The sequence below is a fragment of the Actinobacillus delphinicola genome (assembly GCF_900638385.1).
Classification (GTDB): Bacteria; Pseudomonadota; Gammaproteobacteria; order Enterobacterales; family Pasteurellaceae; genus Actinobacillus_C; species Actinobacillus_C delphinicola.
In genome coordinates, this window is the sequence record NZ_LR134510.1 from 353,112 (window position 1) to 368,196 (window position 15,085).

A 15,085-nucleotide genomic window follows, 5' to 3' on the forward strand; every position below is an offset into this window, starting at 1 on the left:
TCATGAAATATAAATGGATCTTATTCGATGCCGATCAAACGTTATTTTCATTCAGCTCTTATCAAGGTCTTGTAAATGTCTGTGCCAAATATGGCATGGACTTTACAAAACAGGATTTTGAAGAATATGAAAATATTAATCAGCCACTATGGTTGCAATATCAGCAACAGAAAATCGATGTTAATCAACTAAAATGCTATCGTTTTCAGAATTTAAGTAAAAAAATCGGTATTGATCCATTACAAATAAATGCAGAGTTAATGGATCAAATGGCAACGCTAAGCCCTGCTTATCGTGAAACTATCCCTATGCTTGAAAAACTCCACGGTAAAGTGAATATGGGTATTATTACCAATGGTTTTGCATCAATGCAGCAAGCACGTTTGGATTTTACCAAAACCGCTAAGTTCTTTGATTTGCTCATTATTTCTGAAGAAGTTGGTGTTCCGAAACCACAAACAGGTATTTTCTCTGCTGCATTTGATCAAATACAACAAAGATTTCCAGTACAAAAATCGCAGATTTTGATGGTCGGTGATAGCCTATCGTCAGATATTGCGGGGGGAAATGCGTTTGGCTTTGATACTTGTTGGCTAAATCAACACCAACAAACCTCACCAGAACATATCAAACCAACATTTGAAATAACGAACATCTCAGATTTGGTAAATATTGTAATGTAGCTTAAAATAAACGCAGTAAATTTTATTCATTTACTGCGTTTTACATAAGGATAATAATATATGAAATCGGTGTCTATCATAGGGTTAAATACATGGGGTCGTGCATTAGCAAGATACCTGAAGCAATTCGGATATGATGTGAAAGGAAGTACTCGCACTTACGAGAAAGTAGAAAGCGCTCGTCTGCAAGAATTAGAGGCTTACCAACTTGAGTTAACGCCTGAAATCAATGCATCTCCAGAAGATATTAATGCGCTTTTTAATGTTGATGCGCTAGTTATCAATATTCCTCCCAGTCGATATTTCTTTCATAACCATGACTATGTAAAAAGTATTCAAAATATCATCAATGAAGCCCTTCTCCATACTGTTTCCCACATCATCTTTATTAGTTCTACCACCATTCTGGGTAGCCAACCTGGTATCCTTAACGAAACGACATTACCTAAACCTTATAATGAAGTTACTCATGCTCTTAGCCAAATTGAATCTATGCTAAATCAATTAGATACTATTCATTGTGATATTTTACGCTTAGGTAAATTTATTGATCCGAATCTCATTCCACACCATTCTACAAAAGATGATATTCTTTCATCGCTTAATCTTATCCATGCTGAAGATTGCTGCCGTGCCGTTTATTTATTACTAAAAATGCCATGTGGACGTCGACTATATCACCTTGTTGCCCCAACGCTACAAATTCAATACTTCTTAAACCATCACGCAAGCCTAGAGGATCGCCAACAAGCAGCACAACAAATTATTGAAGGCACAAAAATTTGCCAAGAACTTGGTTTTGTTTATCAAAATCCTGAAATTATTACCTAAACGCCTCAATTTTCGGAAAAATTTTTTTGATTTGTTTACTCAATAAGACAGGATAAAATCTCTCCTGTCTATAAAGTCTTATTTTTTTTTGTTAAAATCTCGCAATTATTTCAAATAGTGAGTACTTATGACAAAGAATTCTGTATATAAATTTCCCTCATTTGCACAATTTATGCCACATGAGAAACGTGTTCTTAAACGTTTCCGCTCATGGATACGCTTTTGTTATGCAAAAACAACGATTCGCTCACAAATCCATACCTTCGAGACATTTTTAAATCAAAATGCTCTTTGGCAACCACTTTTTAATGAAGAGCCATATCGTTGCAATACATTATTACGTAAATATTGTGATAACCGTTTCTCAGCTGAAGAACGTTTGCGTATGATTTGCCATAATTTCATTTTGGCTGAAAATTATCTTGGAAAACCACTTTGTCAAAAGCTCATTAGTGAACAAAAACTTTTACTCGCTAATTTAACTGAAGATTTACAAGTTTATTTGAATATCAACCGAATCGATCCTTTTGAAGGATTCTTTTCATTAAATATTCTGACGAGTGAAAAAGAACGAGTCTATGACGCCTCCTTCACTTTCTTACCGCCCAATAAGATCCTTATTGCAAGTATCCAAGGTCCAAAAGGTGAAGATGCAGCACAACTTGTAAAAACCGCAACAAAATCATTGTTCGGCGTTCGCCCAATGTTTATGCTAGTTAATATTTTCAAAATGCTTGCCCAAGACTTACAGCTCGACCTTGAAGGTATTGCTCATAAAAACCAAGGTAAATACCGTTTTAACGATCACACCAAATTACTTTTCAATTATGATGAATTTTGGAGCGAAAATCAGGGCGTATTAAATGCAGATGGCTATTGGCATCTCCCGCTCGACATTGAACGTAAACCACTAGAAGAAATCCAAAGTAAAAAACGTTCCATGTATAAAAAACGCTACGCTATGTTAGATGAAACTGCGCAGCAAATTACTCGTTTCTTTAAGGAGAACGTATGACAATCATTATTACCGTAGATGGACCAAGCGGTGCAGGTAAAGGTACCCTTTGCTATGCACTTGCAGAAAATTTTAATTATCAATTACTTGATAGTGGCGCCATTTACCGTGTATGTGGTTTAGCCGCATTACAACAAAATATTCATTTAGACGATGAAGAAGCTCTTACAGCCCTTGCTAAAGGCCTCGACCTTCGTTTTTGCCCACAAGATGGTGAAGTAAATGCATTTCTAGGCGATGAAAATGTCAGCAAAAAAATTCGCACTCAAGAAGTTGCCGAAGCCGCATCTAAAGTTGCGGCCTATCCAGGCGTTCGGGCTGCACTCTTACAATTACAACGCGACTTCGCAAAAGGTAACGGTTTAATTGCTGATGGTCGTGATATGGGTACAGTTGTATTCCCAAATGCTCAAATAAAACTCTTTTTAGATGCTAGTGCAGAAGAAAGAGCCAAAAGACGTTATAAACAGTTGCAAAGCAAGGGAATTAATGGTAACTTTGCCCAGATTTTAACCGAGATTCAAGAACGTGATTTCCGTGATAGAAACCGTGCTGTAGCACCGTTAAAACCTGCGGAAGATGCACTATTGCTTGATAGTACAACATTGAGTATTGATGAAGTCATTCAACAAGCTCTCTCGTTTATCCAGCAAAAATTATCAGAATCTCTCTAAAATTTCCGTTGAGTTTATTTATGGACAAATAAACTTGTGTTATCAACCCCACATTTCATGGATGGAACGTGGTCGTTATTTTTTATATATTGAAGATTAATTATGACAGAATCTTTTGCTCAACTATTTGAAGAATCACTAAAAACCCAACAACCTAACCTAGGCGACATCATCGATGCAACTGTTGTTGCTATCGAAAAAGGCAACGTTTATGTTGATGCAGGTTTAAAATCAGAAGCACGTATTTCTGAAGAAGAATTTAAAAACGCTCAAGGCGAATTAGAAGTTAAAGTCGGCGATACCGTTAAAGTAGCTTTAGAAGCTTTCGAAGATGGTAACGGTGAAACTAAACTTTCTCGTGAAAAAGCAGTTCGTCACGAATCTTGGATTGAACTAGAAAAAGCATACGAAGATCAAGCAACAGTTGTTGGTTTAATTAACGGTAAAGTTAAAGGTGGCTTCACAGTTGAGTTAAACGGTGTTCGTGCATTCTTACCAGGTTCTTTAGTTGACACTCGCCCATTACGCGATACTGCTCACCTTGAAGGTAAAGAATTAGAATTCAAAGTAATCAAACTAGATCAAAAACGTAACAACGTTGTTGTTTCTCGCCGTGCTGTAATCGAATCTGAAAACAGCCAAGAACGTGAACAAGTTCTTGAAAACCTAGAAGAAGGCGCAGAAGTTAAAGGTGTTGTTAAAAACCTAACTGACTACGGTGCATTCGTAGACCTAGGTGGTGTTGACGGTTTATTACACATCACTGACATGGCTTGGAAACGTGTTAAACACCCAAGCGAAATCGTAAATGTTGGTGACGAAATTGATGTTAAAGTATTAAAATTTGACAAAGATCGTAGCCGCGTATCTTTAGGCTTAAAACAATTAGGTCAAGATCCATGGATTGCAATCGCTGAAAATCACCCAGTAAACAGCAAATTAACTGGTAAAGTAACTAACTTAACTGACTACGGTTGCTTCGTTGAAATTTTAGAAGGCGTTGAAGGTTTAGTTCACGTTTCTGAAATGGATTGGACAAACAAAAACATCCACCCATCTAAAGTTGTTTCTTTAGGTGACGAAGTTGAAGTTATGGTTTTAGACATTGATGAAGAACGTCGTCGTATCTCTCTAGGTTTAAAACAATGCCAACCTAACCCATGGTTAAAATTTGCTGAAACTCACCAAAAAGGTGAACGTGTAAGCGGTAAAATCAAATCTATCACTGATTTCGGTATCTTCATCGGTCTTGAAGGTGGTATCGACGGTTTAGTTCACTTATCTGATATTTCTTGGAATATCCCAGGTGAAGAAGCAGTTCGTCAATACAAAAAAGGCGACGAAGTTGAAGCTATCGTGTTACAAGTAGATTCAGCAAAAGAACGTATCTCTTTAGGTATCAAACAACTTGAAGAAGATCCATTCAACAACTTTGTTGCAGCAACCAAAAAAGGTGCTATCGTAAAAGCAACTGTAGTTGAAGCTGACGCTAAAGGTGCTAAAGTTGAATTAGCTGACGGTGTTGAAGGTTACATCCGTGCTGCAGATTTAACTTCTGAAGTTGCTGCTGGCGAAGAAATCGAAGCTAAATACACTGGTGCAGATCGTAAAACTCGCATCGTTCATTTATCTGTTCGTGCTAAAGACCAAGCAGACGAAGCTACTGCTCTTGCAAATGTAAACAAACAAGAAGAAGTAGAAATTCCTAACGCAATGGCTGAAGCATTCAAAGCAGCAAAAGGTGAATAATTAAGTTATTCTCTTTAACAAAATTAGCTTGGTATAATTACCAAGCTAATTATCCATCAGAGTTTAGGAGCGTATTATGACTAAATCAGAACTTGTAGAAAAATTGACTACTACCAATCCAGATTTGTCTTTCAAACAAATTGATTTAGCAGTAAAAATGATTCTTGACCAAATGTCTGAAAGCTTGGAAGAAGGTAAGCGAATTGAGGTTCGTGGCTTTGGAAGTTTTTCCTTGCACTTTCATCAACCTCGCGCAGGTAGAAATCCAAGAACTGGGGAAAGTGTTCAACTTCCCGCTAAATCAGTACCACATTTTAAAGTTGGTAAGGAATTACGCGAACGAGTGGACTTCTCCGCATAATGTAATAATATGACTTCCTAAAAACGACACATTAAGTGTCGTTTTTTTTATGTATTTTTGGCATAATATGTACCTCTGCATGCATTTATTAAAGGAGTTGAAAAATGTTCAAATATATTATTGCTCTCATTATCCTTCTTGCTTTACTTTTAGTCGGTGTGACTGTGGGAGCGAATAATGATCAGATTATTACTTTCAATTACATTATTGCACAAACAGATATTCAACTATCTACCCTCGTTGCAATCTTATTTGGTATTGGTTTAATCCTTGGTTGGCTTATTTCATCTTTCTTTTATGTAAAATTACGTCTAAAACATATGGCACTTACCCGCCAATTAAAACGTCAAATGAATGTCCAAAAAAACCAGACTCAAACTAATACAACGGCAGTGACTTCAACTCCTAAGGCATAATTACTCTATGTTAGATCTTCTCTTCTTGTTACTTCCTATCGCTGCTGCCTATGGTTGGTTCATGGGATATAGAAGTGTAAAAAAACAACAAGAGGATGCCAATAATAAGTTCTCCCGTGAATATATGACGGGGGTTAACTTCCTGTTGTCAAACCAAACGAATAAAGCTGTTGATTTATTCTTAGATATCATACAAAAACAAGAAGCTAATCCCGATAATCCTGATGAATCTGACGTTCAAGCTCAATTTGAAGCTCAACTGACACTCGGTAACCTCTTCCGCTCTAAAGGGGAAGTAGATAAAGCTATCCGTATTCACCAAAACCTTAACAGAAGTGATGCATATAGCTTTGAGCAAAAACTTCTTACCAAACAACAACTAGCGAAAGATTTTATCAGTGTCGGTTTTTATGATAGAGCAGAAAATTTATACATTCTTCTCGTAGATGAGCCAGATTTTGCAGAAAATGCTTTGCAACAATTGACTCAAATTTATCAGAAAACAAAAGAGTGGAAAAAGGCTATTAATGTGGCTGAAAAACTTCAGGTTCTAAACCCGCAAGAGAATAATATTCCTCTTGCACATTACTATTGTGAAGAAGCACAAAAAGTATTGAAAAGTAATCCCGTCGCAAGCGAAGCATTGTTGCAACAAGCATTAAAAGTTTCCCCCACTTGCGTACGAGCTTCCATTCTTCTTGCAGAAATTGCTGTAATGAACCTTGATTACCAAAAGGCATTAAATTATTTCACTAATACACTAGAACAAAACCCAGATTATGTTAGTGAAATCATTCTCCCTGTACAATACCTTTATACGGAGCTTAACCAAGAAGATAATTTCGAGTTATTTTTAATTCGAGCAGAACACTTAAAAAATAATAGCGCTGTTGAACTTGCTTTGATTGATACTATTGAACAAAAAGAAGGTCCAATAGCAGCGCAAATGAAGCTATACCAACAAATAAAGACTAACCGTACTCCAGTACTATTTGAGCGTTTTATCCAGTATCAAATAGAACAAACGACAGATGAAAAATCACAACATAGCCTGGTTCTATTGCAAAAAATGGTAAATGAATATATCAAACAAAATGCTGAGTACCGTTGTACACAATGTGGATACCAAAGCCACAAATTAAGTTGGTGTTGCCCATCCTGTCAAAAGTGGGAAGGTATTAAACCCATTTCCAGCTTTAAATCCATTCATTAATTTAATCATGAGCCAAAACTACTATGAGCACCCTCGTTTACTCTACTGAAACTGGACGTATTAAACCTCAACCTAAAACGATTGCACGCCCCAAAGGGGATGGTATTGTTCGCATTAGCCGCCAAACAAGTGGTCGTAAAGGTAATGGCGTAAGTTTAATAACAGGACTAGATCTTGATGATATTGAACTAAAAAAATTAGCCAAAACCCTCAAACAACGTTGTGGCTGTGGCGGTACCGTTAAAAACGGTGTGATTGAAATACAATCTGATAACCGTGAACTGCTTAAGAGCTACTTAGAATCCCAAAATTATCAAGTTAAAATAGCTGGAGGGTAATCCTTTAAAATTATAAATTTGCTTAGAATATTTGACCTACATCACAAAATAAAAAAAAATACTATACTTATTCAAATAAAGTTTTAAACTATGAGCCATAAATAGATAGTAATAAATCATTTTATACATGTTTCTATATTTTAAGGTATGGAGTTCTTATGTCATACATTGATTTGAATACTCAGTATTCACCCGATCGAGGCCTATCTATAATGGCTCATATTCGAAGAACAAGACACTTAACAATGCCTTTCTTTCGCCCTTGCTTTTCTTATTCTTTTTTTAATTCCCATATATCTAATCCGTATTACTAATAGTCTACTTTATTAGTATATTCTTACGTTTCTATATGAATACTTTACTTTTGATTATATTCAAAAGTAGGTCGGCTCGTCTTTGTAATTTTTATTACATAGACTTATATGTTTTATTTAAATTAAATTTTAAAAGGAGCCTATTATGTTAAATTTAAAAATTGCATATAGTCCAGAAATTAGTGTCTATTTCCATACTAATAGAACTTTAGTTCCTGTAAATCAAACTGATTTTACAGATATTGGTGCTATTGTTTTAAGTTATAACGATTTAGATAATTATATTGATAAAATTCTTGCTACAGAGTTTAAGATTCCAATTTTTGTTGTCGTACCTAATGGTCAATTAGTTGATAATAAATACTTTGATAAAGTTTATCATATTCAAGATCTTAATAATTTTGATATTAACCTGTATAGTCGCCAAATTGAGACTGCAGCCCATCTATACGAGGAAAATATTCTACCTCCATTTTTTAAAATGCTGAGTGAATATGTAGATATGGGAAATATCGAATGTGATTGTCCAGGACATCAAGGTGGTCAATATTTCCGTAAACATCCTGCAGGAAAATATTTATACGATTTTTATGGTGAAAATATATTTAGATCTGATATTTGTAATGCTGATGTTAAATTGGGAGACTTACTTATTCATGAAGGTGCGGCATTAGATGCTCAACGTCACGCAGCTAAAGTATTTAATGCTGATAAAACTTATTTCGTTCTTAATGGTACATCTGCTTCAAATAAAGTCGTTTTAAATGCTCTATTAACACCGGGTGATCTTGTATTATTTGATCGTAATAATCATAAATCTATTCACCATGGGGCTCTTATTCAAGCTGGAGCGACTCCTATTTACTTAGAAACTGCTCGTAATCCTTTTGGTTTTATTGGTGGTATTGATGCTCATTGTTTTGATGAAGATTACCTAAAATCTCTAATTAAAGAAACAGCACCAGAAAAATTAAATCAACAACGTCCATTCCGTTTAGCAGTTATTCAATTAGGTACCTATGATGGTACTATCTATAATGCACGTCAAGTTGTTGATAAAATTGGACACCTATGTGATTACATTTTATTTGATTCTGCATGGGTAGGATATGAACAATTTATTCCAATTATGCGTGACTGTTCACCTCTTCTTTTAGAACTCAATGAAAATGACCCTGGTATTATTGTTACCCAATCAGTTCATAAACAACAAGCAGGTTTCTCTCAAACCTCACAGATCCATAAAAAAGATAAACATATAAAAGGCCAAGAAAGATATTGTAACCATAAACATTTTAATAATGCTTTTATGCTACATGCATCAACTAGTCCTTTCTATCCATTATTTGCAACACTAGATGTTAATGCCCAAATCCAAGGTACACCTGCTGGTGTACGCTTATGGGATGATTGCGTTCGTATCGGTATTGAAGCTAGAAAAATGGTTTTAAATAGTTGTGAACTTATTCGTCCATTTATCCCTGATATGGTACGAGGTAAAAAATGGGAAGAATACTCAACAGATGAAATTGCTAATAGTCTAGATTTCTTTAAATTCCATCCAAATGATAATTGGCATAAATTTGATGGATATGTAGAAAACCAATATTTCGTTGATCCGTGCAAATTCATGCTAACAACTCCAGGTATTGATTTAAAAACAGGTGAATATGAAAAATTTGGTGTTCCTGCCACAATTTTAGCTAACTACTTACGCGAAAATGGCATTATTCCAGAAAAATGTGACTTAAACTCTATTTTATTCTTGCTTACTCCAGCAGAAACATTAACTAAGATGCAAACTGTTGTAGCCCAAATTAAAGCATTTGAACAACATATTAAAAATAACTCATTACTTAAAGATGTACTTCCTACTGTCTATAAAAATAATGAGGAACGTTATGCTGGCTATACAATCCGTCAATTATGTCAAGAAATGCATAATCTCTATGTTAGTCGTAATGTAAAAACACTACAGAAAGATCTTTTTAGAAGAGATCATTTCCCTGAATATGTTATGTTGCCTCAAAAAGCTCATATTGAATATATCCGTAATAAAGCTAAATTAGTTCCTCTATCTGATATTGTAGGAAAAATTGCTGCAGAAGGTGCATTACCTTATCCTCCGGGTGTCCTTTGTGTTGTACCTGGAGAAAAATGGAACAATACAGCTCAACAATATTTCTTAGCTCTTGAAGAAGGTATTAATTTATTCCCTGGTTTTGCACCAGAAATTCAAGGAGTTTATCTACAAAAAGATCCCGATGGTAGAACTAGAGCATATGGTTATGTTTTAGAAAATTAATAGAAAATAAGTGCGGTATCTAAATAAATTCAGTTACCGCACTATAAAACTGGAGGAAAAATTATGACTACAAAAAGTAATAAGATGGGTGTTGGACAACTGACAATCATCACAATGGTTAATATGATGGGGTCTGGTATTATTATGTTGCCAACGAAGTTAGCACAAGTAGGTACCATTTCTATCGTATCATGGCTAGTTACAGCACTAGGCTCATGTGCCCTTGCGTACGCTTTCGCACAATGTGGTATGTTTAGTAAAAAAACAGGTGGAATGGGAGGATATTCAGAATACTCTTTTGGAAAATCTGGTAATTTTTTAGCAAACTATACCTATGCACTTTCCTTATTAATTGCCAATGTGGCTATCGCTATCAGTGCGGTTGGTTATGCCGTAGAAGTTTTAAACGTTAATTTATCTCCTGTCCAAACAGCGATGTGGACCATTGTTGTTCTTTGGATCACTACTATCCTAAATTTCTGGGGCGCACGTATCACTGGTAATATCTCAGGCGTAACTGTTTGGGGGGTAATTATTCCAGTAGTTGGTGTTTGTATCATTGGTTGGTTCTGGTTCAGCGGTAAAATGTATGTAGACTCATGGAATCCACATCATACCCCAATTTTTGAAGCGATTAGTGCCTCAATTTCAATGACTCTTTGGTCATTTTTAGGGTTAGAATCTGCATGTGCAAACTCTGATGCAGTAGATCAACCAGAAAAAAATATTCCTATCGCAGTTTTAGGTGCTACTATTGGTGCAGCTATCATCTATATTATTTCTACTAATGTAATTGCTGGTATTGTTCCAAATATGGAATTAGCTAAATCATCAGCTCCGTTTGGTTTAGCTTTTGCGTATATGTTTAATCCTATTACTGGTAAAATTATCATGGCATTAATGGTAATTGCATGTATCGGCTCATTGTTAGGTTGGCAATTTACAATTGCACAAGTATTTAAAGCATCAGCAGAAGAAGGTTATTTCCCTGCTTTCTTTAAAAAAGTTACAAGCAAAGATGCCCCAATTATTGGTATGATCGTTCTTACTATTATTCAAACGTTATTATCTTTAATGACTATTAGCCCTAACTTATATGCTCAATTCAATGTGCTAGTTAATCTAGCAGTAGTAACTAACCTTGTCCCTTATCTATTATCAATGGCTGCATTGACAGTGTTGCTCAAACTTGGAAATGCTTCTGTATCTAAAGTTAAAATTACGACTGGTGTTGCATTTATTGGCTCTTTATATAGCTTATATGCTATGTATGCTTCAGGAGAAGAAGCAATGTTCTATGGTTCATTAGTAACCTTTATTGGTTGGACATTATATGGCTTCATCTCACCTCGTTTTGATTGTAAAGATACATCAAATGCCGTAACAGAAAATAAAAACTGTAATTTAGATGCATAATCTAACTAAACCCTAAAATGCCACAATAATTTGTGGCATTTTATTTATCTCAGATTAATTCTTTTTTAAAAGTGGATTTGCTTCAATGATTAATCTATCTTTTTGTAGTAAGAATTGTTGCATATTTTGGGTAAAAGGTTTTAACGATAATTTATCAATTGCGTCAACCATAGCTTGACGTTGTGATGCTGTTTTATTCGTCATTAAAATATCATTCCAATAACGATTTGCAGCAGCAGCGGAGTTTTCTGGTTTTTGCAATAATTCATTTTTAACGATTGTTTTATAGTGAGTAAAATCACTTTCCGTTAAATTTGCTAAACCTTTTGCGAAATTCTGTTTAAAGTGTTGGATAGCCTCTACCAACTGTGCATTTGTACTTTGTGGTGACTCAACACTAAAGCCTAACCCTGCGTAATCATAATAAGGTTTATTATAAGCCGCCACGATATAGCCTAATTGTTGTTGCGTACGTAATTGATTAAAGAATGGTGTTCTAATCATCTGTGCAAGTAATGCCACTTCCGCTTTTGCCTGATACCCTGCTTTGCCCTGTAAATAGTAAGTCACTGCACTATCGTGATGAGGAACATCAAAATGTACGACTTCATTTTTATTGATGATATTTACTTTAGGGCTTATCCATTTATTTTTTAGCTGACTATCTTTAAAACTGCTACTCACTTCTTTAGCCAACAATTTTGCTTGCTCAAGTGTTGTATCGCCATATACCATCATGCGTACATTCAATTTTGATAAGGCTTTTTTCACCAACTCTTGCATCGTTTTTTCATTCATATTGCGCAAAACTTGTAAAGTTTCTTGCGGTAAGTCGGATGTCGGTAATAAGCTATGATTTAAGTATGCTAGTGTTTGTCTAAATGGCATGAGCGTTGGAAAACTTTCTAATGTTTGCACATAGGTTTGTTTGATTCGTTTAAACACGCCAGGATTTTCGTCAAAATTTTTGAAGTTTTGTAACATTGTTTGTAATAACAATGGTATTTTCTGACTGTAACCAGAAATACTGAGTTGTAAACTTTGTCCATCTGCATCAAAATTTCCTTGCAATCCAGCAAGCGATGCTTCATAAAAAGTATGAATAAGTTCTTCATTTTTAAAACTAGACCAAAGCGCCATTGCGACACGTTCTTGCAAGGATAAGTTGCCTTGCGGTTCAAGACTAATCGCTACCGTACTACGAGGCACATCGAATTTTCCATTGAATTGATAGAAAAGATGAATGCCGTCAGAAAGCGTTTCTTGTTTTGCATTTATTGCAGATTTTTGTAAATCATAGTTCGTTGCAATAAAGGTATTTTTACCTGGTAATTGCATCGCTTTTAATGCGGCATGATCAGGAATTTTAGCGGCTAAAATTGCTTTGGTATCCAACGGGGTAATTGAATAAGGCACGTGGAAATAATGCGTTTGTTGTTTAAAATGTAACTGAGGAGCACTGAGCTGGACAACGGCATTTTGTGGTGTCATTAATGCAAGGTTTTGCATAATAGCTTGGCGATCATAACCGCTATAGGTCGAATCCAAAGCAAGAATATCTTTTATAGGATAATTATTCATTCGTGCAGCTAAATCCGAAGCCTCATCCATTGCACCTGTTTTTTCTTGGAATTGAAAATCACGTTTCGCAATCATCGCCAATTCTTGATAATTTTCCTCACCCGCTTTAGCACTTTGTTGTTGCAATAAATGTAAATAATCAAATACTACAGCCAAGACCTCATCACGATGAGCAAACCCTTTATCAGTGAGTACCATTTGAATGCCAAAAGGTAATTCATTTCCAATTTTTTCGGAAAAATCAGAACTCATTTGCGTAATATAGCCCATTTTTTTAAGCGTTCCCGCTAGACTATCCGCACCTTTATAATCAAGATTATAGGCAATATATGTAAAAACTTTAGAATAGATTTCTTTTAAATGATAAGGCAACATGAAGCTTACACTTAATGTTTTATCTTGATCAAGCGACTGATTTTGGATGAAAACAGGAAGCTGATCTTTCTTAAATAATGGCGCAGTAATTTTGGTACTCGCTAGATTTTGTCCTCTCGGTACTTCAGAGAACATCGCTTTACCCCATTTCATCAAAGTCGCAGTATCTTCTTTACCAATAATCACCACTGACATACGATCAGCCGAATAATAATCTTTATAGAATTTTAATAAAGCAGGACGTACTGTCGCTGTTGGTAATGTCGCTAAGCTACCAACACTAAAACGTGAAAATGGATTTGCTGGATTTAATGCTTGCTTAAACACATCTAAATTACGCCAACCTGCAACCCGCATTTTAGATTGATATTCCGCATTTACCGCATGACGTTCGCGATCCACATATTCTGATGTCATTAAAGGAGCTACAAAGAAACGTGAAAATCTTGCCATGCCTTGTTCTAAATATTGCGGATCAATATCAAAGAAGAAATTGGTGTGATCAAATGCTGTAAACGCATTATTAGTCCCGCCGTGCTGGCTAATATATTGCATAAATTCATCAGGCTGCGGATATTTATCCGTTCCTAGGAACAGCATATGTTCAAGAAAATGAGCAAGTCCAGGATAGGTTTCAGGTTCATTGCCACTTCCCACTGCCACATCTACTGCAACGGCTGCACGCTGTGCATTTTTATCCGACACAACTAATAGTTTCAAGCCATTTGGTAAAGTCGTAAATGCATAATCACGTTTATCATTTTGGCTTTTAATAATCTGTGAATGAACCATTTGTGTACTCACTTTAATAGGTGCTTCTTCTGCTGTTACAGCGTACAATGGGGTAGCAAAAACCAAACCTAAACTTATATATAATCCAGTTAATTTCAATTTCATTTTCTGCATCCTTCTTTGAGAAAAACTTGTAAAATATAATCAATATCTATCAGCCATTCAATAGACTAATTCCCTCTTTTTAACCGTAATTAGAGTAGAATGAAGAAATGGCACGCCCACTTTTTCGCAGAAATTTATTTTATAAGGATCAGGAATATGAATAATCGTCATCTTGAAACGATTTTAAATGAAAAATTGAATATCAATGCCATTCGTGACTACGGCCCTAATGGTTTGCAAGTCGAAGGTAAAAAAGACATAAAAAAAATTATTACAGGTGTTACTGCCTGCCAAGCTCTACTCGACTATGCTGTTAGCCAAAATGCCGATGCAATAATCGTACATCACGGTTATTTTTGGAAAAATGAGGACCCACGCCTTATTGGTATGAAAGGTAAACGCATTAAAACGTTAATGCAACATGATATCAATCTCTATGCTTACCATTTACCACTTGATGTGCATCCTGAATTAGGTAATAACGCACAATTGGCTATGTTACTTGGTTTAAATACCCTGCAACCTCTTGAAGATAAAACACCTAGCATTCCAGTTTGGGGAGAATTTGATACCCCTATTTCTCCAGCAGAACTACAAATACGTTTACAAAATTTGCTTGGGCAAACGCCACTAACTAGCCACGATAACGCTCCAACGCAAATCAAACGCCTTGGTTTATGTACAGGTGGCGGTCAAGACTATATTGATCTTGCTGCATTAAAAGGTATGGATGCTTACCTCACTGGTGAAGTATCCGAACGCACCATCCACTCCGCTCGCGAACAAGGCATTCACTTCTACGCAGGCGGTCATCACGCAACCGAACGCTACGGTATCATGGCGCTCGGTAAATGGCTCGCCGAAAACTACGATGTAGATGTCGAATTTAAAGATATCCCAAACCCAGCATAATAAAA

General features: G+C 35.7%; 14 protein-coding genes. 13 read left to right on the forward strand and 1 reads right to left on the reverse strand.

Annotation, left to right across the window (positions count from 1 at the left end; genetic code table 11):
* Positions 1 to 2 precede the first annotated feature (2 nt).
* The 12 genes from yjjG to potE all read left to right on the forward strand — a co-directional run bounded on the left by yjjG (position 3) and on the right by potE (position 11,315).
* The gene (gene yjjG, locus EL259_RS01615) at positions 3 to 683 is read left to right on the forward strand and encodes a pyrimidine 5'-nucleotidase (protein WP_126598395.1); all 681 of its coding nucleotides are present in this window, start codon (positions 3 to 5) and stop codon (positions 681 to 683) included.
* A gap of 60 nt (positions 684 to 743) precedes the next feature.
* A complete protein-coding gene (locus tag EL259_RS01620; RefSeq protein ID WP_126598397.1) occupies positions 744 to 1,514 on the forward strand; it encodes an NAD-dependent epimerase/dehydratase family protein in 771 nt (256 codons plus the stop codon).
* A gap of 127 nt (positions 1,515 to 1,641) precedes the next feature.
* Entirely contained in the window at positions 1,642 to 2,529 is an 888-nt protein-coding gene (locus EL259_RS01625) for a VirK/YbjX family protein (protein WP_126598399.1), read from the forward strand.
* Positions 2,526 to 3,203 (forward strand): (d)CMP kinase, encoded by a 678-nt coding sequence (gene cmk, locus EL259_RS01630; RefSeq protein WP_126598401.1) that lies wholly within the window; start codon positions 2,526 to 2,528, stop codon positions 3,201 to 3,203. Before EL259_RS01625 ends, cmk begins: the two co-directional genes overlap by 4 nt.
* A 102-nt stretch (positions 3,204 to 3,305) precedes the next feature.
* A complete protein-coding gene (rpsA, locus tag EL259_RS01635) occupies positions 3,306 to 4,952 on the forward strand; it encodes a 30S ribosomal protein S1 (protein WP_126598403.1) in 1,647 nt (548 codons plus the stop codon).
* A gap of 76 nt (positions 4,953 to 5,028) precedes the next feature.
* Positions 5,029 to 5,313 carry an integration host factor subunit beta gene (locus EL259_RS01640; protein ID WP_126598404.1) on the forward strand — a complete coding sequence of 95 codons (285 nt, stop codon included), beginning with the start codon at positions 5,029 to 5,031 and terminating at the stop codon, positions 5,311 to 5,313.
* 104 nt (positions 5,314 to 5,417) lie between these two features.
* Positions 5,418 to 5,729 carry a LapA family protein gene (locus EL259_RS01645; RefSeq protein WP_126598406.1) on the forward strand — a complete coding sequence of 104 codons (312 nt, stop codon included), beginning with the start codon at positions 5,418 to 5,420 and terminating at the stop codon, positions 5,727 to 5,729.
* Positions 5,730 to 5,736: 7 nt separating this feature from the next.
* Complete coding sequence (lapB, locus tag EL259_RS01650) at positions 5,737 to 6,942, forward strand: lipopolysaccharide assembly protein LapB (RefSeq protein ID WP_126598408.1); 1,206 nt, start codon at positions 5,737 to 5,739, stop codon at positions 6,940 to 6,942.
* Positions 6,943 to 6,965: 23 nt separating this feature from the next.
* Complete coding sequence (gene yciH / locus EL259_RS01655) at positions 6,966 to 7,280, forward strand: stress response translation initiation inhibitor YciH (RefSeq protein ID WP_126598410.1); 315 nt, start codon at positions 6,966 to 6,968, stop codon at positions 7,278 to 7,280.
* Positions 7,281 to 7,492: 212 nt separating this feature from the next.
* The gene (speFL, locus tag EL259_RS08700; protein ID WP_269471088.1) at positions 7,493 to 7,594 is read left to right on the forward strand and encodes a leader peptide SpeFL; all 102 of its coding nucleotides are present in this window, start codon (positions 7,493 to 7,495) and stop codon (positions 7,592 to 7,594) included.
* Positions 7,595 to 7,739: 145 nt separating this feature from the next.
* Positions 7,740 to 9,899, forward strand: a complete 2,160-nt coding sequence (gene speF, locus EL259_RS01665) for an ornithine decarboxylase SpeF (protein WP_126598414.1) — start codon at positions 7,740 to 7,742, stop codon at positions 9,897 to 9,899.
* A 63-nt stretch (positions 9,900 to 9,962) separates the two neighbouring features.
* A complete protein-coding gene (gene potE, locus EL259_RS01670) occupies positions 9,963 to 11,315 on the forward strand; it encodes a putrescine-ornithine antiporter (RefSeq protein ID WP_126598416.1) in 1,353 nt (450 codons plus the stop codon).
* A 54-nt stretch (positions 11,316 to 11,369) separates the two neighbouring features.
* Here potE and EL259_RS01675 read toward each other — a convergent pair whose 3' ends face one another.
* Entirely contained in the window at positions 11,370 to 14,168 is a 2,799-nt protein-coding gene (locus tag EL259_RS01675; RefSeq protein ID WP_172594204.1) for an insulinase family protein, read from the reverse strand.
* A gap of 156 nt (positions 14,169 to 14,324) precedes the next feature.
* On the opposite strand from EL259_RS01675, the gene EL259_RS01680 reads away from it, so the two are divergent.
* Positions 14,325 to 15,080: a Nif3-like dinuclear metal center hexameric protein gene (locus EL259_RS01680; RefSeq protein WP_126598420.1), complete on the forward strand. Its 756-nt coding sequence runs from the start codon at positions 14,325 to 14,327 to the stop codon at positions 15,078 to 15,080.
* Positions 15,081 to 15,085: the final 5 nt, after the last annotated feature.